24 protein-coding genes and 1 pseudogene are annotated in these 26,914 nt (G+C 72.1%); 14 read left to right on the forward strand and 11 right to left on the reverse strand.

From position 1 onward, the window contains the following. Window positions 1-17: 17 nt before the first annotated feature. Both miaA and dapF read left to right on the forward strand, forming a co-directional pair. The gene (gene miaA / locus Dvina_RS08895) at window positions 18-920 is read left to right on the forward strand and encodes a tRNA (adenosine(37)-N6)-dimethylallyltransferase MiaA (protein ID WP_223101932.1); all 903 of its coding nucleotides are present in this window, start codon (window positions 18-20) and stop codon (window positions 918-920) included. Between the two features lie 4 nt (window positions 921-924). Next, on the forward strand, window positions 925-1,773 hold the full coding sequence (gene dapF, locus Dvina_RS08900) for a diaminopimelate epimerase (RefSeq protein ID WP_223101933.1): 849 nt from the start codon (window positions 925-927) through the stop codon (window positions 1,771-1,773). Here the strand turns inward: dapF and Dvina_RS08905 are convergent. Next, entirely contained in the window at window positions 1,770-3,206 is a 1,437-nt protein-coding gene (locus tag Dvina_RS08905) for an NAD-dependent malic enzyme (RefSeq protein ID WP_223101934.1), read from the reverse strand. The two genes, dapF and Dvina_RS08905, sit on opposite strands and share 4 nt — an antisense overlap. Before the next feature lie 125 nt (window positions 3,207-3,331). Here Dvina_RS08905 and hflX point away from each other — a divergent pair, with 125 nt between their 5' ends. Continuing rightward, window positions 3,332-4,768: a GTPase HflX gene (gene hflX, locus Dvina_RS08910; RefSeq protein ID WP_223101935.1), complete on the forward strand. Its 1,437-nt coding sequence runs from the start codon at window positions 3,332-3,334 to the stop codon at window positions 4,766-4,768. A 98-nt stretch (window positions 4,769-4,866) separates the two neighbouring features. Then, window positions 4,867-6,633: a hypothetical protein gene (locus Dvina_RS08915; RefSeq protein WP_223101936.1), complete on the forward strand. Its 1,767-nt coding sequence runs from the start codon at window positions 4,867-4,869 to the stop codon at window positions 6,631-6,633. Between the two features lie 141 nt (window positions 6,634-6,774). Here Dvina_RS08915 and lexA read toward each other — a convergent pair whose 3' ends face one another. Further along, the gene (gene lexA, locus Dvina_RS08920; protein WP_223105416.1) at window positions 6,775-7,455 is read right to left on the reverse strand and encodes a transcriptional repressor LexA; all 681 of its coding nucleotides are present in this window, start codon (window positions 7,453-7,455) and stop codon (window positions 6,775-6,777) included. A gap of 823 nt (window positions 7,456-8,278) precedes the next feature. Here lexA and Dvina_RS08925 point away from each other — a divergent pair. The 3 genes from Dvina_RS08925 (at window position 8,279) to Dvina_RS08935 (ending at window position 12,888) form a co-directional block, all read left to right on the forward strand. Then, window positions 8,279-8,599: a LysM peptidoglycan-binding domain-containing protein gene (locus Dvina_RS08925; RefSeq protein ID WP_223101937.1), complete on the forward strand. Its 321-nt coding sequence runs from the start codon at window positions 8,279-8,281 to the stop codon at window positions 8,597-8,599. Window positions 8,600-9,352: 753 nt separating this feature from the next. Beyond that, window positions 9,353-9,865: a transcriptional regulator NrdR gene (gene nrdR, locus Dvina_RS08930; protein WP_223101938.1), complete on the forward strand. Its 513-nt coding sequence runs from the start codon at window positions 9,353-9,355 to the stop codon at window positions 9,863-9,865. A 161-nt stretch (window positions 9,866-10,026) separates the two neighbouring features. After that, window positions 10,027-12,888 (forward strand): vitamin B12-dependent ribonucleotide reductase, encoded by a 2,862-nt coding sequence (locus tag Dvina_RS08935; protein ID WP_223101939.1) that lies wholly within the window; start codon window positions 10,027-10,029, stop codon window positions 12,886-12,888. Between the two features lie 53 nt (window positions 12,889-12,941). On the opposite strand, the gene Dvina_RS08940 is transcribed toward Dvina_RS08935, so the two are convergent. Together Dvina_RS08940 and Dvina_RS08945 are read right to left on the reverse strand one after the other, a co-directional pair. Continuing rightward, entirely contained in the window at window positions 12,942-13,943 is a 1,002-nt protein-coding gene (locus tag Dvina_RS08940; RefSeq protein WP_223101940.1) for an ADP-ribosylglycohydrolase family protein, read from the reverse strand. An 8-nt stretch (window positions 13,944-13,951) separates the two neighbouring features. Further along, a complete protein-coding gene (locus tag Dvina_RS08945; protein WP_223101941.1) occupies window positions 13,952-15,769 on the reverse strand; it encodes a hypothetical protein in 1,818 nt (605 codons plus the stop codon). 208 nt (window positions 15,770-15,977) lie between these two features. Here Dvina_RS08945 and Dvina_RS54100 point away from each other — a divergent pair. Together Dvina_RS54100 and Dvina_RS08950 are read left to right on the forward strand one after the other, a co-directional pair. Then, window positions 15,978-16,853, forward strand: a pseudogene (locus Dvina_RS54100) (acyltransferase family protein); the annotation flags it as partial. A gap of 119 nt (window positions 16,854-16,972) precedes the next feature. Beyond that, the gene (locus Dvina_RS08950) at window positions 16,973-17,380 is read left to right on the forward strand and encodes a GNAT family N-acetyltransferase (RefSeq protein ID WP_223101942.1); all 408 of its coding nucleotides are present in this window, start codon (window positions 16,973-16,975) and stop codon (window positions 17,378-17,380) included. Here Dvina_RS08950 and Dvina_RS08955 read toward each other — a convergent pair. Genes Dvina_RS08955 through Dvina_RS08965 form a run of 3 tightly spaced genes read right to left on the reverse strand, consistent with a single transcriptional unit; the run spans window position 17,360 to window position 18,613 of the window. Next, window positions 17,360-17,941 (reverse strand): hypothetical protein, encoded by a 582-nt coding sequence (locus Dvina_RS08955; RefSeq protein WP_223101943.1) that lies wholly within the window; start codon window positions 17,939-17,941, stop codon window positions 17,360-17,362. The two genes, Dvina_RS08950 and Dvina_RS08955, sit on opposite strands and share 21 nt — an antisense overlap. Beyond that, complete coding sequence (locus Dvina_RS08960) at window positions 17,941-18,144, reverse strand: hypothetical protein (RefSeq protein WP_223101944.1); 204 nt, start codon at window positions 18,142-18,144, stop codon at window positions 17,941-17,943. Before Dvina_RS08960 ends, Dvina_RS08955 begins: the two co-directional genes overlap by 1 nt. 58 nt (window positions 18,145-18,202) lie before the next feature. Further along, complete coding sequence (locus tag Dvina_RS08965; RefSeq protein WP_223101945.1) at window positions 18,203-18,613, reverse strand: RidA family protein; 411 nt, start codon at window positions 18,611-18,613, stop codon at window positions 18,203-18,205. Between the two features lie 82 nt (window positions 18,614-18,695). Between Dvina_RS08965 and Dvina_RS08970 the strand changes: the two genes are divergently transcribed. Then, window positions 18,696-19,793, forward strand: coding sequence for a LysR family transcriptional regulator (locus tag Dvina_RS08970; RefSeq protein WP_223101946.1), 1,098 nt, complete (start codon window positions 18,696-18,698; stop codon window positions 19,791-19,793). A 65-nt stretch (window positions 19,794-19,858) separates the two neighbouring features. On the opposite strand, the gene Dvina_RS08975 is transcribed toward Dvina_RS08970, so the two are convergent. Beyond that, window positions 19,859-20,869 (reverse strand): lysylphosphatidylglycerol synthase transmembrane domain-containing protein, encoded by a 1,011-nt coding sequence (locus tag Dvina_RS08975; protein WP_223101947.1) that lies wholly within the window; start codon window positions 20,867-20,869, stop codon window positions 19,859-19,861. 73 nt (window positions 20,870-20,942) lie between these two features. Here Dvina_RS08975 and lhgO point away from each other — a divergent pair, with 73 nt between their 5' ends. Both lhgO and Dvina_RS08985 read left to right on the forward strand, forming a co-directional pair. Continuing rightward, window positions 20,943-22,124: an L-2-hydroxyglutarate oxidase gene (gene lhgO, locus Dvina_RS08980; protein ID WP_223101948.1), complete on the forward strand. Its 1,182-nt coding sequence runs from the start codon at window positions 20,943-20,945 to the stop codon at window positions 22,122-22,124. Between the two features lie 9 nt (window positions 22,125-22,133). After that, complete coding sequence (locus Dvina_RS08985) at window positions 22,134-22,670, forward strand: hypothetical protein (protein ID WP_223101949.1); 537 nt, start codon at window positions 22,134-22,136, stop codon at window positions 22,668-22,670. A 100-nt stretch (window positions 22,671-22,770) separates the two neighbouring features. Here Dvina_RS08985 and Dvina_RS08990 read toward each other — a convergent pair whose 3' ends face one another. Genes Dvina_RS08990 through Dvina_RS09000 form a run of 3 tightly spaced genes read right to left on the reverse strand, consistent with a single transcriptional unit; the run spans window position 22,771 to window position 24,856 of the window. Continuing rightward, the gene (locus Dvina_RS08990) at window positions 22,771-23,724 is read right to left on the reverse strand and encodes a tetratricopeptide repeat protein (RefSeq protein WP_223101950.1); all 954 of its coding nucleotides are present in this window, start codon (window positions 23,722-23,724) and stop codon (window positions 22,771-22,773) included. 57 nt (window positions 23,725-23,781) lie between these two features. After that, window positions 23,782-24,201, reverse strand: a complete 420-nt coding sequence (locus Dvina_RS08995) for a winged helix-turn-helix transcriptional regulator (protein ID WP_223101951.1) — start codon at window positions 24,199-24,201, stop codon at window positions 23,782-23,784. A gap of 4 nt (window positions 24,202-24,205) precedes the next feature. After that, the gene (locus Dvina_RS09000; protein ID WP_281428412.1) at window positions 24,206-24,856 is read right to left on the reverse strand and encodes an iron-dependent transcriptional repressor DtxR; all 651 of its coding nucleotides are present in this window, start codon (window positions 24,854-24,856) and stop codon (window positions 24,206-24,208) included. 82 nt (window positions 24,857-24,938) lie between these two features. Between Dvina_RS09000 and Dvina_RS09005 the strand changes: the two genes are divergently transcribed. Both Dvina_RS09005 and Dvina_RS09010 read left to right on the forward strand, forming a co-directional pair. Continuing rightward, a complete protein-coding gene (locus tag Dvina_RS09005; protein ID WP_380027113.1) occupies window positions 24,939-25,733 on the forward strand; it encodes a sulfurtransferase in 795 nt (264 codons plus the stop codon). Further along, window positions 25,730-26,905 (forward strand): acetoin utilization protein AcuC, encoded by a 1,176-nt coding sequence (locus tag Dvina_RS09010; RefSeq protein ID WP_223101954.1) that lies wholly within the window; start codon window positions 25,730-25,732, stop codon window positions 26,903-26,905. The genes Dvina_RS09005 and Dvina_RS09010 overlap by 4 nt, the downstream gene beginning before the upstream one ends. The last annotated feature ends 9 nt before the right edge of the window (window positions 26,906-26,914 follow it).

Here is a 26,914-nt window from a genome sequence, read left to right on the forward strand (position 1 = left end):
CTGGCGGAGGTGCCGGTGTGAAGGACGTCATCGCGATCGTCGGGCCGACGGCGGCGGGGAAGTCGGCGCTGAGCCTGCGGCTCGCGGAGGCCCTCGGCGGTGAGGTCGTCAACGCCGATTCGATGCAGCTCTACCGCGGCATGGACATCGGCACCGCTAAGCTCACCGCGGCCGAGCGGGCCGGTGTGCCGCACCACGTGCTCGACATCTGGGACGTCACCGAGCCGGCGAGCGTGGCCGTCTATCAGCGCCTGGCCCGCGCGGCCATCGAGGACATCGCCGCGCGCGGACGCGTGCCGCTGCTCGTCGGCGGGTCCGGCCTCTACATCCGGGCGGTGCTGGAGGACTTCGAGTTTCCGGGCACCGACCCGCGGCTGCGGGCCGAGCTGGAGCGGGAGCTGGAGGAGGTGGGGCCGGCACCGCTGCACGCCCGGCTGCTGGCGGCCGACCCGGCCGCGGCCGCGCGCATCCTGCCCAGCAACGGGCGGCGGATCGTGCGCGCGCTCGAGGTCAACGCGCTGACCGGGACGGCGTTCACGGCGCAGCTGCCGCAGCCGCGGCCCGTGTATGACGCGCTGCAGCTCGGCGTCGACGTCGACACGGCCGTGCTCGACCCCCGCATCGGCGCGCGGGTCGAGCTGATGTGGGCCAACGGCTTCGTCGACGAGGTGCGCCGGCTGCTCGGCCTCGGGCTGCGGGAGGGGCGCACGGCGTCGGGCGCGCTGGGGTACCGGCAGATCATGCAGTTGCTCGACGGCCTCTGCACCGACGACGAGGCGCGGGCGGAGACGGCCCGGGCCACCCGGCGGTTCGTGCGCCGGCAGCGGTCCTGGTTCCGCCGCGACGGGCGGATCGTCTGGCTCGACGGCGCGGCGGCGGACATCACGGAGGCGGCGCTGCGGGCCGTGCGGCAAGATTGACGCCATGCGCTTCGCGAAAGGCCACGGCACGGGCAACGACTTCGTCATCCTGCCCGACCCGGACGGCACCCTGCCCCTGACCCCGGCCCTCGTCGCCGCCCTGTGCGACAGGCGCCGGGGCATCGGCGCCGACGGCGTGCTGCGGGTCGTGCGCAGCGCCGCCCATCCGGACGCGGAGGCGTCTTCCGCGGGCGCCGAGTGGTTCATGGACTACTGGAACGCCGACGGGTCGCAGTCCGAGATGTGCGGCAACGGCGTGCGCGTCTACGCCCGCTACCTGGCCGAGGCCGGGCTCGTCGCCCCGGAGGGCACCTTCGATCTCGTGACCCGGGCCGGTGTCGTGCCGGTCACGATGGGTGAGGAGATCGCCGCGGCGATGCCGATCCCGCGCGTGTACGTGTCGTCCTCCGCGACGGTCCTCGAGCAGAGCTTCACCGGTACGGCCGTCGACGTCGGCAACCCCCACCTCGTCTGCGCGGTCGACGAGCCGACGCTCGAGGGCCTCGAGCTGTTCCGGGCGCCGGTGATCGACCCGCTGATCTTCCCGGCCGGGGTGAACGTCGAGTTCGCGGCGGTCGGCCCGGCTCCCGCGGGCGCCGACCTCTACCGGCGGATGCGGGTGTACGAGCGCGGCTCGGGCGAGACCCAGTCGTGCGGCTCGGGCGCGTGCGCGGTCGCGGCGGTCGCGGTGCACCACGCCGGGCTCGAGTCCGGGGTCGTGGTCGTCGACGTGCCCGGCGGGCGGCTCACGGTCACCGTCACGCCCAACGAGTGCGTCCTGCAGGGGCCTGCGGTCATCGTCGCGCACGGCGACGTCGACGCGCAGGCCATCCGCCAGCTGGTGTTTTCCTAGCCCTCGGCCTCGCTGTCGGGCGTGCTGTCGAGCTGGGGGCCCTTCGCGGCCGCGCGCACGGCGGCGGCCACGGCGGGGGAGACCCGCGCGTCGAACACGCTCGGCACGATGACCGTCGGGTTGAGCTTGTCCTCGCCGACCGTGTCGGCGATCGCCCGCGCGGCGGCGAGGGCCATCGCTTCGGTGAACTCGCGGGCCTGCGCGTCGAGCATGCCCCGGAACACGCCCGGGAACGCGAGCACGTTGTTGATCTGGTTCGGCTGGTCGGACCGGCCGGTGGCCACGATCGCGGCGTGCTCGCGGGCCTCCCGCGGATCGACCTCCGGGTCGGGGTTGGCCAGCGCGAAGACGATCGAGTCCTTGTTCATGGTGGCGATGTCGTCGCCGGTGAGCAGGTTGGGCGCGCTCACCCCGATGAACACGTCGGCACCGCGGACGGCCCCGCGCAGGTCACCCGAGTAGTTGTCCCGGTTCGTGTTGTTGACGAGCCACTGCCACGCGGGCGACAGGCCGGTCATGCCCCGGTGCAGGGCGCCGGGGCGGTCGGTGGCGATCACGTCGCCGACGCCCTGGCGGAGCAGGAGCTTCATGATGGCGGTACCGGCGGCACCCGCGCCGCTGACGACGACCTTCACGTTGCCGAGGGACTTGCCCACCACGCGCAGCGCGTTCGTCAGCGCGGCCAGCACGCAGATGGCCGTGCCGTGCTGGTCGTCGTGGAAGACCGGGATGTCCAGCTGCTCCCGCAGGCGCTCCTCGATCTCGAAGCAGCGGGGCGCGGCGATGTCCTCCAGGTTGATCCCGCCGTAGGCGGGGGCGATCGCCTTCACGATCTGGATGATCTCTTCGGTGTCCTGGGTGTCGAGCACGACCGGCCAGGCGTCGACCCCGCCGAAGCGCTTGAACAGCGCGGCCTTGCCCTCCATGACGGGCATCGCCGCATAGGGCCCGATGTTGCCGAGACCGAGCACGGCCGAGCCGTCGGTCACCACGGCGACCGTGTTGCGCTTGATGGTCAGCCGGCGGGCGTCCTCGGGGTTCTCGGCGATCGCGAGGCAGACGCGGGCCACGCCCGGGGTGTACGCCCGGGAGAGCTCGTCGCGGTTGCGCAGCGCGACCTTCGGCGCCACCTCGATCTTGCCGCCGAGGTGGAGCAGGAACGTGCGGTCGGAGACCTTGCGCACGTCGACGCCGTCGAGCTTCTCCAGGCAGGCCACGACCTGCTCGGCGTGGGAGGAGTCGGCGGTGTCGGTGGTGAGGTCGACGACCACGTTGTTGTTGTCGGAGTCGACGACGTCGACGGCGGTCACGATGCCGCCGGCCTCGCCGACCGCGGTGGTCAGGCGGCCGATCGCGGAGGCGTCGGCGACGACGGAGACACGGATGGTGATACTGAACCCGGCGCTGGGCAGTCTGTGTGTGGCAGGACTCACCGGCCCATTCTCACCCTCCGTGCCACCCCGCCTCGGCACCGGCCCCTTATATGTAGTGCCGACTTGCGGGAATTGGTGTCACGATTGAGGGGTTGCTCAGCTGTTTTACCGAAGGAGAGATTGCTTTGCGCGCACGAACGAGCTTTTCCGCCGACGCCTACGACGCGGACGCTGAGGAGTTCGAGGACTTCGTTGACGACGGCGATCTCGAACTCGAAGAGCGGCACGCCCTGCGGCGCGTCGCCGGGCTGTCCACCGAACTGGCCGACGTCACCGAGGTCGAATACCGCCAGCTGCGCCTCGAGCGGGTCGTGCTGGTCGGGGTCTGGACCGAGGGCACCGTCACCGACGCCGAGAACTCCCTGACCGAGCTGGCCGCGCTCGCCGAGACGGCCGGCTCCGAGGTGCTGGAGGGGCTCATCCAGCGCCGCAGCCGCCCCGACTCGGCCACCTTCATCGGCCGGGGCAAGGTCGACGAGGTCCGGGCCGTGGTGCAGAGCAGCGGCGCCGACACCGTCATCTGCGACGGCGAGCTGTCCCCGTCGCAGCTGCGCCAGCTGGAGTCGCGGGTCAACGTCAAGGTCATCGACCGGACGGCGCTGATCCTCGACATCTTCGCCCAGCACGCCAAGAGCAAGGAGGGCAAGGCGCAGGTCGAGCTGGCCCAGCTGCAGTACTTCCTCCCGCGTCTGCGCGGTTGGGGTGAGGCCCTCAGCCGGCAGGCCGGTGGCTCGGCCAGCGGCAACGGCGGCGTGGGTCTGCGCGGCCCCGGTGAGACCAAGCTGGAGATCGACCGCCGGCGCATCCGGACCCGCATCTCGCGCCTCAAGCGTGAGATCGCCGCCATGTCGACGATCCGCGACACCAAGCGGGCCACCCGCCGCCGCAACCGGGTGCCCGCCGTGGCGATCGCCGGCTACACCAATGCCGGCAAGTCGAGCCTGCTCAACCGGCTGACCGGCGCGGGGGTACTCGTCGAGGACGCCCTGTTCGCGACGCTCGACACCACCACGCGCCGGACCCGCGCGGCCGACGGGCGGATCTACACGCTCTCGGACACCGTCGGCTTCGTCCGCCACCTGCCCCACCAGCTGGTCGAGGCGTTCCGGTCGACGTTGGAAGAGGTTGCCGAGGCCGATCTGGTCGTGCACGTCGTCGACGGCTCGCACCCCGATCCCGAGGCCCAGGTCCGCGCGGTGCGCGAGGTGCTGGCCGAGGTGGGGGCGGATGCGGTACCCGAGCTGCTGGTCATCAACAAGCTCGACGCCGCCGACGAGGAGACCCAGCTGCGCCTCAAGGGCCTGTGGCCCGAGGCGGTCTTCTGCTCGGCCCGCACCGGCGTGGGCCTGGCCGACGTCCGGGCGGCGGTCGAGCAGAAGCTGCCGTGGCCGGCGATCGAGCTGACCGCGATCGTCCCCTACGAGCGCGGTGACCTGGTTGCCCGCGTCCATTCGATCGGCGAGGTCCTCGAAACGTCGCACCTGGCCGAGGGCACCCGCATCCGGGCCCGGGTGACCGAAGGGCTGGCCGCGGAGCTCGCGCCGTACGCCAACGTCGGCTGATCCCGAGTCCGTTACTTAGCGTTAACTCAGTTCTATACCTGGAGTGACAGCCGGACCGGGCAATCCCAAAGCCGGTCCGGCTCTGCCAGACTTGCGGCATGCGACGACGGGTGGTGCTGAGTTCGGCTGCGTTGGTCTGTCTGTCGGCCGGCGTCACAGCACCGGCCGCGGCCTATGCGCCCTCCCCATCCGCGCAGGCCCAGGCCGGTGCGGGCACACCAGTCTGCTCGCCCAACTCCAAGGACGTCAGCGAGATCTCCGGCCTGGTGGCCAAGCCCGACGGCGGCTATTACGCGGTGCAGGACAGCCAGCCCCGGCCGGGCAAGCCCAAGATCTTCGTCCTCGGCGACGACTGCAAGCTCAACAAGACGATCAACTATCCGACCGCCGCCGTCGACCCCGAGGACGCCGCCCTGGGCAAGGACGGCACCCTGTACATCGCCGACATCGGGGACAACGACGAGCAGTCCGGTGGTTCGAGCAAGCCGCGCGACGCCGTGGCCGTGTGGACCATGGCGCCCGACTCCACCACCCCGGTGGTCAACCGGCTGACGTATCCGGACGGCAAGAAGCACGACGCCGAGGCGCTCCTGATGGGCGGCGACGGCCTGCCGATCATCATCACGAAGACGTCACCCGTCGAGGTGTACGTCGCGGAGTCGGCCCTCGTCCCCAACACCGCCAAGGGCGTGAAGCTCAAGAAGGCCGGCGACTTCAAGGCGTTGCAGGACACCAAGACCGCCAACCCGCTGGGCCTGCTCGGCTGGAAGCTCGTGACCGGCGCCGCGGCCTCGCCCGACGGCTCCAAGGTCGTCGTGCGGACCTACTCGGACGCGTACGAGTTCGACGTGGCCGGCGGCGACGTGGTCAAGGCCCTGCTCTCCGGCAAGCCCCGCATCACCCCGCTGCCGAACGAGGCCCAGGGCGAGTCGATCACCTACACGCCGGACGGCAAGAACTACGTCACCGCCTCCGACGTGAACACCTCGACGAAGGCGCCGCTGCTCAAGTACGCACCGACCGACATCACGGTCAACGCGAACACCAACGGCGGCAACGTCCCTTCCCCGAAGGCGAAGGAGCAGTCGTTCCTGCAGTCGCTGACGCTCGAGGACATCACCTATGCGGTGGCGGCCATCGGGATTGTCGGCCTGGGCCTGGTCATCGCGGGCGTGGTGGGCATCCGCCGCTCGCGCGCCGCCCGCCGGGCGGCCGGTCTGACGACCGGGAACGTCCGCGGTGCGGGTGGCGCGGACGGCGATGACGAGTTCGCGGCGGTCGGCGCACCGGGCCCGTACGGCTCATCCGGCGGCCCGGGCGGCCCGGGTGGTCCGGCCGGGGGTCCGGGTGGGCCCGGTGGTCGCGGCGGCCCGGGCGGCAACGTGTACGGCGGCGGTGGCCCCGGGCGCGACGGCGGCAGCAACGTGTATGGCGGCGGTCCGGGTGGCGGCGGCTCCGGCGGTCCGGGCGGTGGCTCGGGCGGCCAGGGCGGTGGCTCGGGTGGTCCGGGCGTCTACGGCGGGGGCGGTGACAGGCCGGGCAACCGTCAGGGCGGCGGTGTGTACGGCGGCTCCGGCGGCCCCTCGGGCGGACCCGGAGGCTCGGGCGCGCCCGGCGGTGGCGGCGTCTACGGTGGCGCCGGCCAGGGTGGTTCCGGTGGCCCGGCCCGTTCGGGCGGCGGCTCGGGCGGCGGCTCCGGTGGCGGTGGCAGCGTGTACGGCGGTGGACCCGGCGACCGGCGCGGCGGCTACGGCGGCGGCGATCAGCAGGGCTTCGCCCAGGGCCCGCCCCCGCGCTCCGGCCGCGGTGGTTACGGACCCGGCGATCAGGGCGGGTACGACCGCGGCTACGCCCCGCACCGCTGACGCCGCACGCCAGACTCGCGGCGCGCCTATCTCTTCCGGCGCTCGCCGGACCGGCTCGCGGCCGGGCTTGGTGCCGGCCGGCCGCCGCCCGGACGGTCTCGCGGTTCGGGCGGCGGGGTGGTCGCTTGTCGAGCGGGTGGGTCAGATGCGGCGCACGACGGTGACGACGCGGCCGAGGATGGTGGCGTGGTCGCCGGCGATGGGGTCGAAGGCGGCGTTCTGCGGCATGAGCCACACGTGGCCGTCGCGGTTGCGGTAGGTCTTCACCGTCGCCTCGCCCTCCAGCATGGCGGCGACGATGTCGCCGTTGTTGGCGTTGGGCTGCTGGCGCACGACCACCCAGTCGCCGTCGCAGATCGCGGCGTCGAGCATCGAGTCACCCTTGACCTGGAGCATGAAGAGGGTGCCCTCGCCGACGAGCTCGCGGGGGAGGGGGAAGACGTCCTCCACGGCCTGCTCGGCGAGGATCGGGCCACCGGCGGCGATCCGGCCGAGGACGGGGACGTATGCGGGGGCCGGGCGGGCCGCGCGGGCCGCCTCCTCGTCGACCGTCACGAGCTCGCTGGGCGGGCGGACGTCGACGGCGCGGGGGCGGTTGGGGTCGCGGCGCAGGTAGCCCTTCCGCTCGAGCTCCTTCAGCTGATACGCCACGCTGGAGGGGGAGACCAGGCCCACGGCCTCGCCGATCTCGCGGACGCTCGGCGGGTAGCCGTTGCGCTCGACGGCGGCGCGGATGAACTCCAGGATGCGGCGCTGGCGGACGGTCAGGTCGGCCGCGAAGAGGTCGGGGAAGGCGCTGACCACGGCGGTGACCGCGCGCATCTCCGGCTCGCCGCCGCGGCGGCGGGTGGCACGCTTGCTGGCGGCGCGGCCGCCGATGGCGGTGACCTCGGCGCCGGGGCCGTCGATGAGCTCGTCCGGCTCGCTCGCGGGTGCGTCGGTGCGGTCGTCGGCTGACACGTCGTCCTCCCTCGTGTTGGCAGTCGCGGGGCGTTCGCCGCGCCTGCTGACGGGGCCGTGGGGTGGCCCGTCACCCGGCTCCCGCGCGGGTGCGGGAAGCGGTTGTCGCATCGGTGGCCCCGGCGGTGCCGGGACCTGTCTCACGTCGTCGTCGCCGCCCGGGCGCGACCCCGGGCCGGTGCGGCGGCGCCCCTTGCGGGGTGCTCGGTGCGGCGGCGGCTTCCGCGGGCTGCGGAGGGCCACCGGGTGCGGCGGTGACGACATTCGGTGCTTCGGTGACGCCCGCGCTGGCTGCGCGGTGCCGGTTCGCGGCGGTGGCTTCCGCGGGGAAGGCGGAAGCCGGGCGGTGCTGCGACGGGCCGTGGCTCGGCTCCGTCGCCTCGGGCGCGCCCGCGGATGCGGAGCGCCCTGTGTTGCGCAACTGCTGGTGCGGCGGGCCGTGGCTCGGTCCGTCGCGGTGGGCTCCCGCGGGGTGCGGGCGGCCCGGATGTCACATAGGTCCGGTAATGCCGATCGAAACCTGATCGTGTGTGGATCACCGTAACGCCGAGGTAGGGCAGTTTCAAACATCTGTACTACGTGGCGCGCCGATTTTTCGGCGAGTCTTCTCGACACGGGTCTTCTCGCTCTGGTAGACCATCGTACGACTGTTCTATCGAACGGGTGTACGTAAAAGGGGGCCGACATGGGACGGCAGGCCGAAAACGGGCATGAACGGACGCCGGTTCGCCTCACCGGGCGGGGCCGGATCGTGGTGTTCGGCTTCCTGCTCGCGCTCACCGGCGGGCTCGTGGCGCTCGTGTCGGCACCCGGGCAGGCGGCCGACCCGCCGGGGCCCGCGCCGACGGTCATCGTCCAGCCGGGCGACACCCTCTGGGACATCGCCACCCGGACGAAGGGCCGAGAGGGGCGCGACGCCACGGTGGAGGAGATCCGCCGGCTCAACAACCTGACCGGCTACGACATCGACGCCGGCCAGCGCCTCGTCCTGCCCCGCCGCCGCTGATCCGACTCCTGACCCGACCGCCCGCGCGGATGCGGCCCCCGTCCGGCGAGGGTGACCACACCGACCGAAGCCTGCGCTTATCGAAGTGCGGCCACCGATCTCGGCATCGCAAGGTTCACGCGCTGATCGGCACCGCCACTGCCCGGAGCACCCGCACCGCTCGGACCCGCACCGCTCGGAGCCGCCCGTGAACCCGGAGCGGGTCGACGCGCCGATCGGCCGGCGCACATCCGGTGTCGGCCGGCGCATGATCCGCCAGCTGTGGTCGGCGCGGTCGACTGCGGTCGGCGGGGTGGCCGGCGCGCCGGACCGAAGAGGCCTGACCTGCGAAACCTGCATGAGATTGACCTGCGAAGCCCGATCGAGGAGGAGTCCGTGAAATCTCGCAAAGAGGGGATATTTCGCCCGCCAAGGTATAAGTCCGATAAGTCGTGGCGCGCAGCGCCCGACTTATCGCATAACTCCAGGTGGCGGCCCGAGTGGTAGGGGCGTGAAGAATGCTCAGGTTGAGACGCCCGACACAAAAGAGGCAGGATCCGCGTTTGACTTGCGTCGGCGTAGGCATCGGCATAGCGTCTACCCCTAGATGTAGTAGTTACAGGGGTGTAAGTCGTCCACAGGTTGTGGAATCGGCAAGCTCCGATCACTGGTTGTAACCGATGGCGAGTTGGCCTCACGAGGGCGCGCTCGCCTGGTTTGGCGTGCGCTTTTGCCGGATTTGTCCGGCGTACTCTTGGAGAGAGGTCCATCGACATGCGGTGCCCGTACTGCAGGCACGCTGACTCGCGGGTCGTTGACTCCCGGGAGGCCGAGGATGGGCAGATCATCCGGCGGCGCCGGTCGTGCCCCGAGTGCGGGCGGCGATTCACCACCGTCGAGGAGGCGGTGCTGGCCGTGGTCAAGCGCAGCGGGGTCACCGAGCCGTTCAGCCGGCTGAAGATCATCGCCGGCGTGCGCAAAGCGTGCCAGGGACGGCCCGTGGACGAGGACTCCATCGCGCTGCTCGCGCAGAAGGTCGAGGAGACGGTCCGGGCCCGGGGCGCGGCCGAGCTGCCCAGCCATGAGGTCGGGCTGGCGATCCTGGCGCCGCTGCGGGAGCTGGACGAGGTGGCGTACCTGCGGTTCGCCTCCGTGTATCGGTCGTTCGACTCGCTCGGTGACTTCGAGCGGGAGATCGCGGCGCTGCGCGCGGGAGCGGCGGCGCCGGTCAAGGAGCACGAGCTGCCGGGGGATGGCTCGTCGGTGCCCGCCGCGCGGGTCGGCTAGCGCAGAGGACAGAGCACGCACAGCGGGACAGTCGGCGCTGAGAACCCGACAAAGCGCCACAAAAGACTAGGGCTGCAGCGGTACTGCACATGCAGTACCACCAAAGCCAAAAAATGCTGAACCAAGACGATGAGACACACACGTTGATGAGGGGGCCGCGGATGGCGGGGGAGACGAAGACGAAGGCAACAGCACGCAAGGACTCGCGGGAGGGGCTGCGGGTCGAGCGCGTCTGGACGACCGAGGGTGTACACCCGTATGACGAGGTGACGTGGGAGCGCCGCGACATCGTCATGACCAACTGGCGGGACGGCTCGATCAACTTCGAGCAGCGGGGGGTCGAGTTCCCGACGACGTGGAGCGTCAACGCGGCCAACATCGTCACCACCAAGTACTTCCGCGGCGCCGTCGGCACCGAGCAGCGCGAGCAGTCGCTGCGGCAGCTGATCGACCGCGTCGTCACGACCTACCGCAACGCCGGGCAGCAGTACGGGTACTTCGCGACCGAGCGGGACGCGACGGTGTTCGCCGAGGAGCTCACCTGGATGCTGCTGCACCAGGTGTTCAGCTTCAACTCGCCCGTCTGGTTCAACGTCGGCACCGCATCGCCGCAGCAGGTCAGCGCGTGTTTCATCCTCTCCGTCGACGACTCGATGGACTCGATCCTCGACTGGTACAAGGAAGAGGGTCTGATCTTCAAGGGTGGCTCCGGCTCCGGGGTCAACCTCTCGCGGATCCGCTCCTCGCGGGAGCTGCTGACCAGCGGCGGCACCGCCAGCGGCCCGGTGTCGTTCATGCGCGGCGCTGACGCGTCGGCCGGGACGATCAAGAGCGGCGGGGCGACCCGGCGCGCGGCCAAGATGGTCATCCTCGACGTGGACCACCCCGACGTGGAGGAGTTCATCGAGACCAAGGCCCGCGAAGAGGACAAGATCCGGGCCCTGCGCGACGCCGGCTTCGACATGGACCTGGGCGGCAAGGACATCGTCAGCGTCCAGTACCAGAACGCGAACAACTCGATCCGGGTCAACGGCGAGTTCATGCGCGCGGTCGAGGACGACGCCGAGTTCGCGCTCAAGGCGCGCCTCGACAACGCCCCGATCGCCACGGTCAAGGCCAAGGAGCTGTTCAACAAGCTCGCGCAGGCCGCGTGGGCGTGCGCCGACCCCGGCATCCAGTACGACGACACGATCAACGACTGGCACACCTGCCCCGAGACCGGGCGCATCACGGCGTCGAACCCGTGCAGCGAGTACATGCACCTGGACAACTCCAGCTGCAACCTGGCCTCGCTCAACCTGCTCAAGTACCTGCAGCCCGACGGCTCCTTCAACGTCGAGCGGTTCGTGAAGTCGGTCGAGCTGGTCATCACCGCGATGGACATCTCGATCTCCTTCGCCGACTTCCCGACCGAGAAGATCGGCGAGACCTCCCGCGCGTACCGCCAGCTCGGCATCGGCTACGCGAACCTGGGCGCGCTGCTCATGGCCAGCGGCCTCGCGTACGACTCGGACGGTGGCCGCGCGGTCGCGGCGTCGATCAGCAGCCTCATGACCGGCACCGCGTACCGGCGCTCGGCCGAGCTGGCCGGGGTCGTCGGCGCCTACGACGGCTACGCCCGCAACGCGTCCGCGCACACCAGCGTGATGCGCAAGCACGCCGAGGCCAGCACCGCGATCGCGACCGTCGGCGCCGTCGACGTCGCCATCAAGGAGGCGGCCACCGCGCAGTGGCGGCTGGGCAACGAGATCGGCGCGAAGCACGGCTGGCGCAACTCGCAGGCCAGCGTCCTCGCCCCGACCGGCACCATCGGCCTGATGATGGACTGCGACACCACAGGCGTCGAGCCCGACCTGGCCCTCGTCAAGTTCAAGAAGCTCGTCGGCGGCGGCTCGATGCAGATCGTCAACCAGACCGTGCCGCGGGCGCTGCGGACCCTCGGCTACCAGGAGGAGCAGGTCGAGGCGATCGTCGAGCACATCTCGGCGCACGGCCACGTCATCGACGCCCCCGGCCTGAAGCTCGAGCACTACAGCGTCTTCGACTGCGCCATGGGCGAGCGCACCATCGCGCCGATGGGCCACGTCCGCATGATGGCGGCGATCCAGCCGTTCATCTCCGGCGCGATCTCCAAGACGGTCAACATGCCGGAGTCGGCGACCGTCGAGGACGTCGAGGAGATCTACTACCAGGGCTGGAAGCTGGGCCTGAAGGCGCTCGCGATCTACCGCGACAACTGCAAGGTCGGCCAGCCGCTGTCCGCGGTGTCGTCGTCGAAGAAGGAAGAACCGGCGCCGGTCGTCCAGGAAGTCGTGAAGACTGAGAAGGTGATCGAGTACCGCCCGGTCCGCAAGCGGCTGCCGAAGAAGCGGCCGAGCTCGACCGTGTCGTTCTCCGTCGCCGGGGCCGAGGGCTACCTGACCGCGTCGTCGTACCCGGACGACGGCCTCGGCGAGGTCTTCCTCAAGATGTCGAAGCAGGGCTCCACCCTGGCCGGCGTCATGGACGCGTTCTCGGTGGCCATCTCCATCGGCCTGCAGTACGGGGTGCCGCTGGAGACCTACGTCTCGAAGTTCGTCAACATGCGCTTCGAGCCGGCCGGCATGACCGACGACCCGGACATCCGCCTCGCCTCCTCGGTGATGGACTACATCTTCCGCCGCCTGGCCCTGGACTTCCTGGACTTCGACACCCGCTCGGAGCTGGGCATCCTGACCTCCGCGGAGCGCGCCGCCCAGCTGCGCGCCGAGGCGGCGGGCACGACCGGCGAGACGGCGGAGGTCGTGGACCTCACCGAGATGCGCAACTCGGCCCCGGTCGTCAAGCCGGCCGCCGCGGAGAAGCCCGCCAAGCCGGCCGAGATCGACCCCCCGCGCCGCATCGGCTCCTCGACCGAGCTGCTGGAGCTCGTCCAGGGCAAGGCCGCCGACGCGCCGCTCTGCTTCACCTGCGGCACGAAGATGCGCCCCGCGGGCTCCTGCTACGTCTGCGAGGGCTGCGGCTCCACCAGCGGCTGCAGCTGATCATTGCGACAGCGAACGGCCCGGCCATCACGGCCGGGCCGTTTCCGTGTTCCCTACGCTGACCAGGCGGTCGCCAGACGGTCGAGGTGGTCCTTGTACTCGATCCGCTCGTACCAGTCCGCCGGCCAGCCGGAGGCGGTGCCGGCGGCGCCGGCGAAGGAGCCGGCCAGGCAGGCTATCGAGTCCGAGTCGCCGGACGAGGCGGCGGCGCGGGCGATGACGTCCACGGGGGAGTCGGGGAAGAGCAGCAGGCAGTACAGGGCGGTCGCCAGCGCCTCCTCGGCGATCCAGCCCGCGCCGCCCGCCGCGCACGGGTCGGCGTCCGGGCCCAGGTAGCGCACCTGGTCCTCCAGGCCGGTCAGGGCGGCCAGGCACTCGTCCCAGCCGCGGGCGATGAACTGCTCCGCAGACTCGGTCATCGGCTGGCGCCACAGGTCGTCGCCCAGCCAGTCGGCCCGGTAGACGGAGCGCTGCGACGCGCAGCGGTCGCGCAGGGCGGGGAGCAGCTCGGCGACGGGCAGGCCGTCCAGGAGCCAGCGGATCGTCAGGGCGGTCAGCTCGGAGGCGGCCAGGCCCGTCGGGTGGCCGTGGGTGATGGCGGCCTGGAGCTGGGCGGCGCCGGCGCGCTCGTCCTCGGAGAGGCCCGGGACCAGGGCCATCGGGGCGACCCGCATGTTGGCGCCGCAGCCCTTCGAGCCGGCCACCGTCGCCTTCCACCACGGCAGGCCGCGCTGCAGGGCGTCGCACGCGGCCATGCAGGTGGTGCCGGGGGCGCGGTTGTTCTCGGGGCTGCGGGCCCACTCCACGAACAGGCGTGACAGGTGGGGCTCCAGCCGCGCCGCCTGGAGCGGCCCCTCGGCCAGGGCCAGGACCAGCGCGTCGCCAACGGCCAGCGTCATCTGGGTGTCGTCGCTGACCAAGGGCCTGGGCGGGAGGTCGCGGGGGCCGCGGCGGCCGAACGTGGCGGTGATCTGCTCGAAGGTTTGAAACTCGACGGGGTAGCCGAGCGCGTCACCGAACGCGAGACCGAAGAGGGATGCCTTCACCTTGGACATATGCGCAGTTATACCCGGACGACCTCGATCCGGTTGGCCGGTTGGCGGGCGCAGACCGCGCGGGCGCGGGCCTCCGCCCGGTCCGACAGGGCGAGGAGGCGTACGCGTCCGGGCGTGGAGGCGACCGACGCGTCGAGACGGTCGGGGGCGGTCACCGGGAGGTGGTTGTAGATGGCGCCCGCGGTCGCGCCCGACGTGCGCTGCATCGTGGAGAGGAAGAGCGTGAGGCGGTACGACTCGTAGCCGGAGTCGTCGCCCACGACGAGCACCGGCGCGTCGGCCGGGAGCCGGGCGTACGCGCGCAGCAGCAGGTCCGCCTGCGCCGTGCGGGCCGCGTCCGGGCCGATGAGCCAGGACCGGCCCCAGGACCCGCCGAGATGCGGCTGGTACGGCGTGTCACCCCGCCCGGCCCCGGTGAGCGCCACGATCGCGATGAGGGCGGGCACGGCGGCCGGCAGCGAGCGGTGGCGGCGGACCCGGACGGGGGCGGGCAGGTGCAGCGCGACCGCGCCCGCGCCGATCAGCAGCAGGGCGAAGACCAGGTACAGGGCCTTGTTCGCGTAGTACCCGCTGCCGACGCCGAAGAGCCGCTGCCCGATGAGCAGGATGCCGGCGAACGCCGCGACGGGGACGAACGACAGGGAGTACCGCCGCCAGATCCTGCTCCTGCGACCGCGCCTCGTCAGCAGGCCGGTGGCGACGAGCGCGGCCAGCGCGGCGAGGGCGTCGCGGCTGAGGACCAGGTAGCCGATGGTGAACAGCGCGCTTGCCTGGTCGGCCAGGAGCAGGCCGTACGCCATGGGCACGGTCGCGGCCGCACCGCACGTGACCGCCAGGACGAGCGCGACCGGGCGGCGGGCCAGTCGGCGCCAGTGCGTGCCCAGCCAGATGAGCGCGGCCAGGCCGACCGGCGGGAGGTACAGGTAGTAGGTGAACCCTACGGCCGTGAGCAGGCCGGCTATGAGCAGCAGCTGGTCGCGGGTGCGGGCGACCGGGCGGGCCAGCAGCGCCAGCAGCAGCACCGCCTCGGCGAGGCCCAGCACCTGGCTCGGGTAGCCGAAGCTGAGCAGCTCCAGCATCTCCCCGGCCGCGCACACGGCCGTGATGAGCGCGGTGAGCGGCAGGCACCGGGCCGGGGTCAGCGCGCCCGCGCCGATCCACTGGGCCGCCCAGACCAGCGCCAGAGCCAGGAACGTGTACCCGGCGACGGCGAACCACAGATAGTGCGTCAACATCGCGGTACCGCTGCCGAAGTTCGAAGCCGAGGACCGGACGAACCCGTCGAGGAGGCCGGCCAGCAGGTGCGAGCCCTGCGGGTAGTCGATCATGCCGCCGTAGACGTAGCGCTCCGCCCGCGCGTGGTCGGTGAACAGGTAGCCGCCGGTGCGCCGGATCGCGTCGAAGACCGCCGCGTGCCGGGCCAGGTCCTCGCCGTCGAGCATGATCGCCAGGCGGCGGTCCGCGTCCGCGGGCCAGACCGGCCAGGCGGCGACCAGGCCGACCACCGCGGCGCCGGCGCCGGCGACCGCGTCGGACCCGCGCGGACGCGGCAACTGGAGGCGGCGACCGGTGCGGGCGGCGAGCAAGATCAGCGCGGTCGCGGCGGTCCCGGCCACGGCGATGGGGTGCAGGCCCCACGGCCAGAACGCGAAGACGAGGCCGGCCGCGCACGTCGCGCCGAGGAGCAGGCCGGCCGCGAGCATCAGGCGGTCGAGCAGGCTCCGCCCGCCGCGCAGCAGGGCCGCTGTCGCGATCAGCAGCAGGGGTGGGACCACGAGGGCCGCGTGGGCCGCGTACAGCGCTGTGACAAGCAGCCACGCGCCCACGACCAGTGCAGGTATGCGTAGTTGTACACGCCGGGGGGTGGGGATCGGCACGTACGAATAACGGGTTTTCTGGTACATCGGTTATTTGCCGGAAAACTTTGGGTCTGTCCTAATCGTTACTAGTTATGTGATTACGCTGCGTGATCGGTATGACCCGAAGTCCAACGGGCTCGGCCTGCTCCGGCTCGGGCTCGCGCTGTCGGTGCTGGTGGCGCACGCGTGGCCGCTCGGCCTCGGGCGGCCGAACCCCGGCGAGTCGCTGACCCGCGGCCAGGCCGACCTCGGTTCCCTCGCCGTCGACGGGTTCTTCGTGCTTTCCGGGTTTCTGGTCGCCGCGTCCGCGCGCCGGGGCAACGCGGCGCGGTTCCTCTGGCACCGCGTGCTGCGGATCTTCCCGGGGCTCTGGGTGTGCCTGCTCGGCACGGCGCTCGTCGCCACGGTCACCGGGCACTCGGGCGGGCTCGGGTTCGTGCGGAAGAACTTCTTGGGGGCCGTGCACCAGTGGGGGATCGGCACGCTGTTCACGGACACGCCGTACGGGCGGCTGGTGCAGGGCAGCGTCGCGAACGGGTCGCTGTGGAGCCTCGTGTACGAGCTGCTGTGCTACTGCGGGCTGGCCGTCCTGGTCATCGCCGGGCTTCCGCGCCGCGCGCCGTGGGTCGTGCCGGTGCTGGCGGCCGGGGCCTACGTGGTCATCGCGGCCGATGCGGTGCATGATCCGACTGTCCCGAAGTACCGTGGCGGCCTCGGTCCCCTGCCGATCTGGGGCTACGTCGACTTCCAGCTCGCGGTGTACCTGGGCTTCCTGTTCCTGCTCGGCGCATCGATGCAGCTCTACGCGCACCGTGTTGTGCTGCACCCGGCGATCGCCGGCGGTGCCGCTCTGGCCCTGCTCGGCAGCCTGGTCTACGGCGGCTTCTTCGCCGTCGGCTACCCGGCGTTCGCCTATCTGCTGGTGTACTGCGCGTGCGTCGTCCCGCCCCGCCTGCACGCGGTGGGCCGGGAGCAGGACTACTCCTACGGCATCTACATCTATGCGTTTCCGGTGCAGCAGACCGTCGCCCACCTCGGCGGGGCCTCCTGGGGGCTGCTCCCGTACATCACGGTGTGCCTGCCGCTGGCGCTGCTCGTCGCCGCCGCCTCGTGGCACCTGGTCGAGCGGCCCGCGCTGGCGCTGAAGCATCGACCACTACTGTTTGCGCGATGGGGATTTCGGTTGTCTGGCGCGGGGCTTTCGGCTCGGCGGAGCTCTCCGCGCTTCACGCATCGGCATTCGGCGGACCCGGAGCCGCCCGCGACTGGTGGGCCCAGGTCAACGCCCACAGCCTCGGCTGGGTCACTGGCCGGGACGGGGCGGAGCTCGTCGGGTTCGTGAACGTCGCGTGGGACGGCGGCGAGCACGCGTTCGTGCTCGACACGATGGTCGCGGCCGCCTACCGCCGCGGTGGCGCGGGAGCACGGCTGGTGGCCCTGGCCGCCGAGCACGCCAGGACCACCGGATGCCGCTGGCTCCACGTGGACTTCGAACCCCACCTCACGAAGTTCTATGTGGAAGCGTGCGGCTTCACCCCCACGCCGGCCGGGCTCATCTCACTTCTTGCTCTTCCGTAGCGCCTTCAGGTCGGTGTGCGCCTTCTTCGCGGCGTCGCGGATCGGGGTGACCGCGGACTTGATCGCGTCCGCGTCCGCGCCCGGGCGCACGGCGAGCAGTTTGTCGGCCTGCCCGGTGAGGGCCTGCTTGACCGCGTCCGCGCCCGGCTGCTTGTCCGCCATCTTCGCCGCCACGGCGAGTTCGGTGTCGATGGCCGCGGTCAGGCGTACCTTCGGCCCGGTCAGCAGGAACACGCGGTAGTCGTTGACCATGCTCTGCGCGTCCGTGCGCAGCGCCGCCGCCGTCGTCTCGCCGTCCACCTTGGTCTTCAGGGCGGTCAGGCCGGCCCGCTGGTCGGCGACGAGCTTCGTGAGCGTGTCCTTGTGGGCCGCCGTGAGCTGCTTGGCGTCGGCGATCGTGCTGTCGTACTGCTTGAGTGCGGCCAGCCGCTTGTCGATCCGCGCGTCGACGGCCTGCTTGGCCGAGTCGAGGGTGGGCGCGGCCTGCGCGGGCGCGGCCAGTGTCAGGGCCGCGGCGACGGCGACGGCGGCCGCCAGGGCGGTGCGGGTCATGCGGTTCATCAGTCGTCGTCCTCCGGGGTCTGGGCGTCCTTCGCGAGGTCCTGTCCGACCTGGTCGAGCAGGTCGTCGGCGCTCGGACCCACCGTGGTGGTGGTCTGCGCCGGTGCGGGCGCGGGCGTTTCGGCGGGCTGATGGCGCCCCCTGGCGCATCCGCCGAGCAGCAGCACGCCGACGGCCAGCGCGATGGCGAGCGTTCGTCTCATGGCGCCAATGGTGCGGGCCGCGGGTAAGCACTACCCGCGGCCCGATGTAAGGGTTTCGTCAACCCCGTGCGCGGACCGGTACCGCCGCCGTCACCTCGACCTCGAGCAGCGCGCCCGCGCGGAACAGCCGGGCGATCTCGACTGTCGTGCTCGCCGGGGCGGGCTCGGGGAACAGCTCGCGCCGGACCTTGCCGTACTGCGGCAGCAGCCCGAGGTCGGTCACGAACGTCCGGATGTGCGCCACGTGCTCGAAGCCGCCCCCGTGCGCGGCCAGGATGCCGTGGATCACGTCGAAGATGTACCGCGCCTGCGCCTCCATGTCCCCCGGGTGCACGACCGCGCCGTCCTCGTCGGCCGCGATCTGCCCGGCCAGGAACAGCAGCGCCACGTCGCCGGTGTCGACGCGCGCGACGTGCGAATAAGGGCCCGCGGGCCGGACCACGCTCCGTGGGCTGTCCAGAATCACCATGATCGTGACGCTAGGGTTTCCGATCGGATGTCACCAGCGAATGTCTGGCATGGTTGCCATGTCGTGTGCGAATGTCGGACGCGTGCAGACCGAAATGCTCGAGGTGTTCCGCGAGGTGGCCCGTCAGCGCTCCATCACTGGCGCGGCCGCGACGCTGCGGTACACCCAGTCGGCCGTCTCCCGTCAGATGGCCGCTCTGGAGGCCGAGTTCGGAGCCCCGCTCTTCGACCGCCTCCCACGGGGCGTGGCGCTCACCTCCGAGGGCCGCTGCCTCCTGGAGCACGCGACAGCCGTCCTGGACCGCCTGACCGCCGCCCGCCGCGAGGTGCGCGCGGTCACCGACGCCCTCATCGGCCGCCTGCGCGTCGGCGCCTTCGCCACTGCCGATGCGGCACTCGTACCGCGAGCACTTGCCCGCTTCCGCGCGTCGCACCCGGACGTGGAGATCGCGCTGATCGAGGGCCTGACCAGCCGTCTGCTGGCGTCCCTGCTTGTCGACGACGCGGACGTGGTGCTGGTCAGCTCAACGGCCGACCGCCCGTTCACCGACGACCGCTTCGAGGTCCACCACGTCGCGGCCGAGCCGCTGCTGCTGGCCGTGCCGGCCGCCCATCCGCTGGCCCGTTCGGTGCCGCACCACGCCGACGCCCGCGCGGACGCGTCCTCGCACGCTGATGCCCGCGCGGATGCGTCCTTGCACGCCGACGTCCGCGCGGACGCGTCCCTGCACGCCGGCGACCGCGCGGATGCGTTCACCGGGCCGGTATCGGCGCCGATGGCGGACGGGGCGTTGGCGGACGCCGCCGGCGCCGGTCGAGTGGTGCGGCTGGAGGAGCTGGCCGATGCGTCATGGGTGGCGGGGGCGGCGCGCCCGGAGGAGACGCTGCTGGCCGCGAGCGCCCGCCTCGGCTACCGCCCGCGCATCGACTTCGTGGTGCAGGAGTGGACGGCCAAGCTCGGCTTCGTGGCCGCCGGCCTGGGGGTGACGCTTGTCCCCGCGTTCGCCGCCCGGATCGCCCCCCGCGACGTGGTGCTCCTCCCGCTGGACCCGGCCGAGGTCCCACCCCGCCTCGTCGTGGCCGCCACCCTCGCCGGCCGCACCGTCCCGTCAGTCGTCGCGGCCTTCCTGTCCCTCGTCCGCGCGGAAGCGGCGATCGGCGCCGGCGCGATCGGCGGTTGAGGGGCCCTTGCCGGTGCCCGGTTGAAGGGCCGGTGCCGGTGCGCGGCCCGGCGCATCGGGCCCGGTCAGGTGGTCGAGTTGCGGATCCGGCGGAGGCCCACGGCGGCCGAGACGCCCGCGGCGGCCACGTCGGCCAGGGTGAACAGGAGGCGGGAGACGAGCGTCAGGGCCCAGGCGGTCGGCCACGGGATGCCCAGGCCGGCCAGGGCGATGCCCATCAGGAACTCGCGGGCCCCCAGGCCCGAGGGGGCGACGATGACGAACGTGCTGATGCTCATCGCCAGGGCCATGGCGAAGACCGAGCCGACGATGCCGTGCAGGCCCGGGAGGTGGGCCCGGACCAGGAACCAGATGTGCAGGCCGGCCGTGACGTAGCCCACGGCGCACCAGGCGCTGCTGACCAGGACCGGCTTCCAGGTGATGGGGCGGTCCAGGGCGGGGCGGCGCAGGATGCGCATCGCCCGGCTCACCAGATACGTCAGCAGCGGCGGGTAGCAGCACGCCAGGCCGAGCGGCAGGAGTATGACCGCGCACCAGACGGCGATTTTGGCGAACGTGCGGTGCTCGGACGCGTCCGCGCCGTCGAAGGCCACGCCGAAGCCCGGGGCGGTCAGGATCAGGCCGACCGTCACGCCCAGGCCGGTGACCACGGCCGAGCCGATGAAGACCTTGGCCCGGGAGACGCCGACGCGACGGCCCAGCTCCATCTGGACGACGTACGCCCAGACCGTCCCCGGCAGGTACTTCCCCAGCGCGCCGATCAGCTGGATGGGCGCGGCGTCGCGGATGCGCAGCGGGTGGTCCAGGTTGCCCACCATCGCCCGCCAGGCCATCATCGTGGCCCACAGGCACGCGACCGCGCACGCCAGCGAGGCGGCCAGCGACGGCCAGGACAGGCTGCGGAACGTCGCCGAGACCGACGACCACTGCTGGACGGTCGTGGCGACGATGAAGTATGCGATCGCCACCGCCGCGAGGATGCGCACCGCCAGCACCAGCCGGGCGCGCCAGGGGCGGGCCGGTTTCGCCGGCGCCGCGGAGGTCGCCGTCCCGTCGTCCATCGCCACCCCACTCACGGTCGGTCACGCTAGCACGCCACCTGGAGACCCTAGGATGGCGCGATCAGAGACGAGTAGCTGAGGAGCCCGCGTGCGGTACGTCGTCATCGGTGGGGGCATCGTCGGACTGGCGGTTGCGCATCGGCTGGTCCAGGACCGGCCGGATGCCCGGGTCACGGTCGTGGAGAAGGAGAGCGGGTGGGGCGCGCACCAGACCGGGCACAACTCGGGGGTGATCCACGCCGGGGTGTACTACAAGCCGGGTAGCTTGAAGGCCACGCTCTGTAAGGCCGGGAGCGCCTCGATTGTCGAGTTCTGCGACAAGCACGGCATCGCCCACAAGGTCACCGGCAAGCTCATCGTCGCCACCGACGCGTCCGAGCGTCCGCGGCTGCACGCCCTGTTCGAGCGCTCGGTCGCGAACGGGTTGCCGGTGCGGAAGGTGAGCCAGGCGGAGGCTCGGGAGTACGAGCCGCACGTCGCCTGCGTCGAGGGCATCCACGTCGCGTCCACCGGGATCGTGGACTACAAGGCCGTCTGCGCGAAGCTGGCCGAGCTCGCGGCCGAGGCCGGGGCCGTGATGCGCCTCAACACCGCCGTGACCGGCATCCGCTCGGGCGCGCGGGAGGTCGTGGTGCGCACGACGACCGGCGACATCACCGCCGACGTTCTCGTGAACTGCGCGGGCCTGCACGCCGACCGGGTCGCCCGGCTGGCCGGCATCCAGCCGCCGGCCCGCATCATCCCGTTCCGTGGCGAGTACTTCGAGCTGCGCCCCGACCGCCGGCACCTCGTCAACGGCCTGATCTATCCGGTGCCGGACCCGCAGTTCCCGTTCCTGGGCGTCCACCTGACCAAGATGATCGACGGGAGCGTCCACGCGGGCCCGAACGCGGTGCTGGCCCTGGCGCGGGAGGGGTACTCGTGGGGCCGCATCCGCCCGCGCGACGTCGCCGAGGTCGCCGTGTACAGCGGGCTGTGGCAGCTGGCCCGCAAGCACCTGCGGTACGGGGTCACTGAGGTCCGCCGCTCCCTGTCGAAGCGCCGATTCGCCGAGAGCCTGGCCCGTCTTGTCCCCGAGGTCACCGCGGCCGATCTGGTCCCGGCCGAGGCGGGCGTCCGCGCGCAGGCGATCACGCCGGCCGGCGACCTCGTCGACGACTTCCTGATCGTGACCGAGGGTCACCAGGTCCACGTCCTCAACGCCCCGTCGCCGGCCGCGACCAGCTCGCTGGAGATCGCCAAGTACATCACCGCGCGCCTGCCGTTGTAAGGTGCCCGCGTGCGAAGGGTGCTGCTCGCCGTCGTTGCCCTCTCGGCCATGCTCGTCGCCGCGTGCGACGACGCCGGCGCGAGCCCGTCCACCCCGCCGTCGACCGCCCCGGCCGCCGCCGCGGGCGGTGCCTGTCAGCTCCTCGACTTCGCGACGGTCAATGCGAAGCTGGGCCTGCAGCTCTCTGTGGCCGCGGGCGCGTCGATGGACAACTCGTTCACCTGCGTCCTGGAGCCGTCCAGCGGCGGGTACCCGGACCTGGTGCTCGCCATCACCACGACCACCATCGCCGCCGACGTCTTCACCACCACCATCCAGCCCTCGGGCGCGCAGGCCGTGCCGGGCCTCGGCGCTGTCGCGTACCAGCTCCAGACCCCGCCCGCCGACAAGTCCGGCCCCGGCGTCCAGATCGGCTGGCTGGCCGGCAACAAGCGCATCATCACGCTCTCGCTGCACCTGCCCGCGGGAACCGCCGACGACAAGGCCGCGGCGTCCGGGCCGAAGATGGTCGAGCTGGCGAAGCTCATCGATTTGAGCAGCCTGTAGAGCCGGCGGCGGCGCACGAACCCGGCCGGGCCGGAACACCGAGCCGCCCCGGAACACCGAGCCGGGCCGTGTGTCCGGCGGCGTGGCCGGCTGCCCGGGATCACAGGCCGGCTGTGGCGCGGGCTGTCGTGAACTGCGTTTCCGGGTCGCCGAAGTAGCGCCAGGGCCAGGTCGTCGGGTGGCGGCCGGAGAGGGCCAGGTGGGGGCGGGCGGCGGCGGGGTCGCCGGCCTGGTGGTAGAGGGCGGCGAACGCCTGGTGGGCCGGGATCGTCCACGGGTGGGTGGCGTAGGCCGCGTGGCCGGCCAGGAGGCGGGCGGCGGCGGTGTCGGTCTCGCGGCGGACCGTCGAGTCGGCGAAGTAGCGCCAGGCGCGCCAGAAGCGGCCGACGACGGTACCCCGCAGGAGGCCGTCGACGTAGCCCTCGAGGTGTGCCAGCGCGACAAGCGCGTGCAGCGGGTGGCCGTCGGGACGGTCGGCGGTTCGGGTGCGGGCGAACGCCAGCACCTTGTCCTGGGTGCCGTACCAGCGGTGGGTCAGGGCGGTCAGGTGGCGGGTGTGGGCCGCGTACAGGTCGGGGGCCAGGACGCAGGCCCGCTTGAACACGTCGGCGGTTTCGGTCCTGTGCTGCGGAGCGCAGATGACGGCGCCTGTCAGCTCGCTCCAGGGGACCGGATCGTCGCGGGACAGGGCGGCGGCCTGGCGCAGTGCGGTGCGCGCCTCGGCCACCAGGGCCTGCTGCTCCTGGACCAGGCGCTCGGTGGCGACCGGGGTGGCGTGGTTGTCCTCGCGCACGGCCCACGCGGCGGCCGAGAGGGAGGCTCCGAGCAGGAGCCAGCGCTCCGGGCGGTACGCCTGCCGGGCCGCCATGCCGCGCAGCAGCTCGATCCGCAGGGCGCCGGCGGGGCCCAGGACGGCCACGGCGTGCTCGCGGCGGTCGGCGTCCTCGGTGCCGGCGATCAGGTCCAGCGCGGGTGTGGGGTCGCCGTCGTCGGCCAGCGCCCACTGGGCTTTTTCGAGGTACTCGTCCGTGAAAGCCCGGTCAAAACCCACCATCTCAGACTAAGCACCGAAATCACTGCGGCATCGGCCCGATCGATAAAAATCCGCGAATCACCCGGGGGTGCGCTCGTCGTAGCGGGCCCGGGCAGCGGCGATGTCGGCCTGGTGCCGGCGGGCCCAGGTGGTGAGGGTCAGCAGGGCGGCCTGGAGCTCGACGGCCATCGGCGTCATCGAGTACTCCACCCGCGGCGGCACCGTCGGATAGCTCGTGCGCACCAGCAGCCCGTCGCGCTCGAGATTGCGCAGCGTCAGGGTCAGCATGCGCCGGCTGATGCCGGGGATGGCCCGCTCGAGGGCGGAGAAGCGGATCGGGCCGGACGCCGCCGCGACCAGGATGCACACGCTCCACTTGGAGCCGATCCGATCAAGGACGTCCTCCACGGAGCAGAGCCCGGCGGCGTCGGCGGACGGGGCGCACGCACCGGCGGGCGCCGACCCTGCACAGGAGGCGCCCGCCGAAAGGAAGTCCATGGTGCTATGCCGCGGCGACGAAGACCCGGGACGCGACCTCGCGCGGGAGCCGGATGCGCTCGCCCTCACGGTCGATCGAGACGCCGTCGCGCTCCTGGGCGACGGTCACGGTGGCACCCGGGTCGATGCCGGCCGTGTGGAGTTGGCGGAGCACGTCGGCGTCGGTCTGGACGGATTCGCAGATGCGGCTCACGACCACCGAGCCGGCCAGGCCCGGGAACGCCAGGTTGCGCTCCGGGTCGGCCACCTCGTCGGGCTCGCCGCCCTGGAGGGTGTCGAGGCCGGGGATCGGGTTGCCGTAGGGCGAGCGGGTCGGCCGGCCGAGCAGTTCGTAGACGCGCTGCTCGACGGCGTCGCTCATGACGTGCTCCCAGCGGCACGCCTCCTCGTGGGCCTCCTCGTACGGCAGGCCGATGACGTTCACCAGGAGCAGCTCGGCCAGGCGGTGCTTGCGCATGACCGCGACCGCGTGCTCGCGGCCCTGGTCGGTCAGGGCCAGGTGGCGATCGCCCTCCACAATGAGCAGGCCGTCGCGCTCCATGCGGGCGACGGTCTGGCTGACGGTGGGGCCGCTCTGGTGCAGCCGCTCGGCGATGCGGGCGCGTTTCGGTACGACGCCCTCCTCTTCGAGCTCGAGGATCGTCTTCAAGTACATCTCGGTGGTGTCGACTAGGTCATTCACTGCCCCTGCCCTCCCGGTACGCGATGGTACTCGCTGCGTACGACAAGATTGGGAGGTGACAGCCAACCGGGCGATCTTGAACGTCGCCGCTCTCGCCGAGCTGGTGCGGTCCGCCCAACCGCCGACTCTTCTCGATGTGCGCTGGACCCTTGCGAAGGACGGCCGGGCCGCATACACGGCCGGACATCTGCCTGGCGCGGTCTTCGCCGATCTCGACGAAGACCTCTGTGGGCCGCCGGGCGCCGGTGGGCGCCATCCGCTGCCCGATCCCGCCGCGCTGGAGGACGCGCTGCGGAGACTTGGGGTCCGCGCCGGCCACCCGGTGGTGGTGTACGACGCAGGCGGCGCCAATCCTACCGGGGCCGCCGCGCGGGCCTGGTGGACGCTGCGCTGGGCGGGAATCGAGAACGTCCGCGTTCTCGACGGCGGTTACCAAGCGTGGGTCGAATCCGGACAAACGGTCACCACTGAGGTCCCGGATGTCGACGAAGGTGACATAACGGTCAGGCCGGGCGGCATGCCGGTCTGGACCGAGGTGGAGGCGAGCGACCCCCGCAACACGCTGCTGGACGCCCGGATCTCCGCCCGCTACCGGGGCGAGATCGAGCCCGTGGACGCCAGGGCCGGGCACATTCCGGGAGCACACAACCGGCCCGCGGCGGAGACGGTCGACGAACACGGGCTGCTGAGACCCGCCGAAGCACCGGGCCACGAGGTCGGCGCCTACTGCGGCTCCGGCGTCACCGCCGCCCAGCTCGTCCTCCAGGGAGCGGCGACGGCCCTCTACGTCGGCTCCTGGAGCCACTGGATCACCGATCCGAGCCGCCCGATCGCGACGGGGGAAGCATGAGCACATTGGTGGTGTGGGACGAGCGGCTGCTGCGGTACGACATGGGAGATCATCCCTTGGACCCGGTCCGCGTCGAGCTGACCATGGACCTTGCGCGCCGCCTCGGCGTCCTGGACCGGCCGGGCGTCACGATCGAGCCCGCGGAGCCGGCCACCGACGCCATGCTGGAGACCGTCCACGACCCCGACTACATCGCGGTGGTCAAGGCCGCCTCGACCGGCCGCCGCATCGGGATCATGGGCCTCGGCACCACCGACAACCCCACGTTCGTCGGCATGCACGACGCGAGCGCGCTCATCACCGGCGCGACCCGGCGGGCGGCGGAGGCGGTGTGGACGGGCGCGTCCGCGCGGGCGGTCAGCATCTCCGGCGGCCTGCACCACGCGATGCCGGACCGCGCGTCGGGCTTCTGCGTGTACAACGACCCGGCCGTCGCGATCAAGCGGGTGCTCGAGCTCGGGGCGCAGCGGGTGGCGTACGTCGACATCGACGTCCACCACGGCGACGGCGTCCAGGAGGTGTTCTGGGACGACCCGCGAGTGCTCACGGTCAGCCTTCACGAGTCACCGCGCACCCTGTTCCCCGGCACCGGCTTCCCGGACGAGACCGGCGGCCCGGGTGCGCCCGGCTCGGCGGTCAACGTGGCGCTGCCGCCCGGCACCGACGACCGCGCGTGGCTGCGGGCGTTCCACGCGGTGGTGCCCGGCGTGCTGCGGGCCTTCCAGCCGCAGCTGCTGTTCACGCAGTGCGGCGCGGACACGTACCGCCACGACCCCCTGGCCAACCTCCAGCTCACGGTCGACGGGCAGCGCGCGGCCTACCTCGCGCTGCGCGACCTGGCCGACGAGGTCGCGGACGGCAAGTGGGTGGCGAGCGGGGGCGGCGGCTACGCGCTCGTCGAGTGCGTGCCCCGGGCCTGGACCCACCTCATGGCGGTGATGACCGGCGAGGCGCTCGACGGCGCGACACCGACCCCGGCCGAGTGGCGGGACCTGGCCGCGCGCCGCCGCCCGGGCGCGCCGGTGCCGCAGACGATGTCCGACGGCGGCGACGCGGGCTACGACGCGTGGGTGCCGGGCGAGTCCCCGGACGCGGTCGACCGCACGATCATGGCGACCCGCCGCGCGGCGTACCCGTTCTTCGGCCTCGACCCCCACGACCCGCGGGACTGAAGGCCATGG

The organism is Dactylosporangium vinaceum (genome assembly GCF_019904175.1).
Classification (GTDB): domain Bacteria; phylum Actinomycetota; class Actinomycetes; order Mycobacteriales; family Micromonosporaceae; genus Dactylosporangium; species Dactylosporangium vinaceum.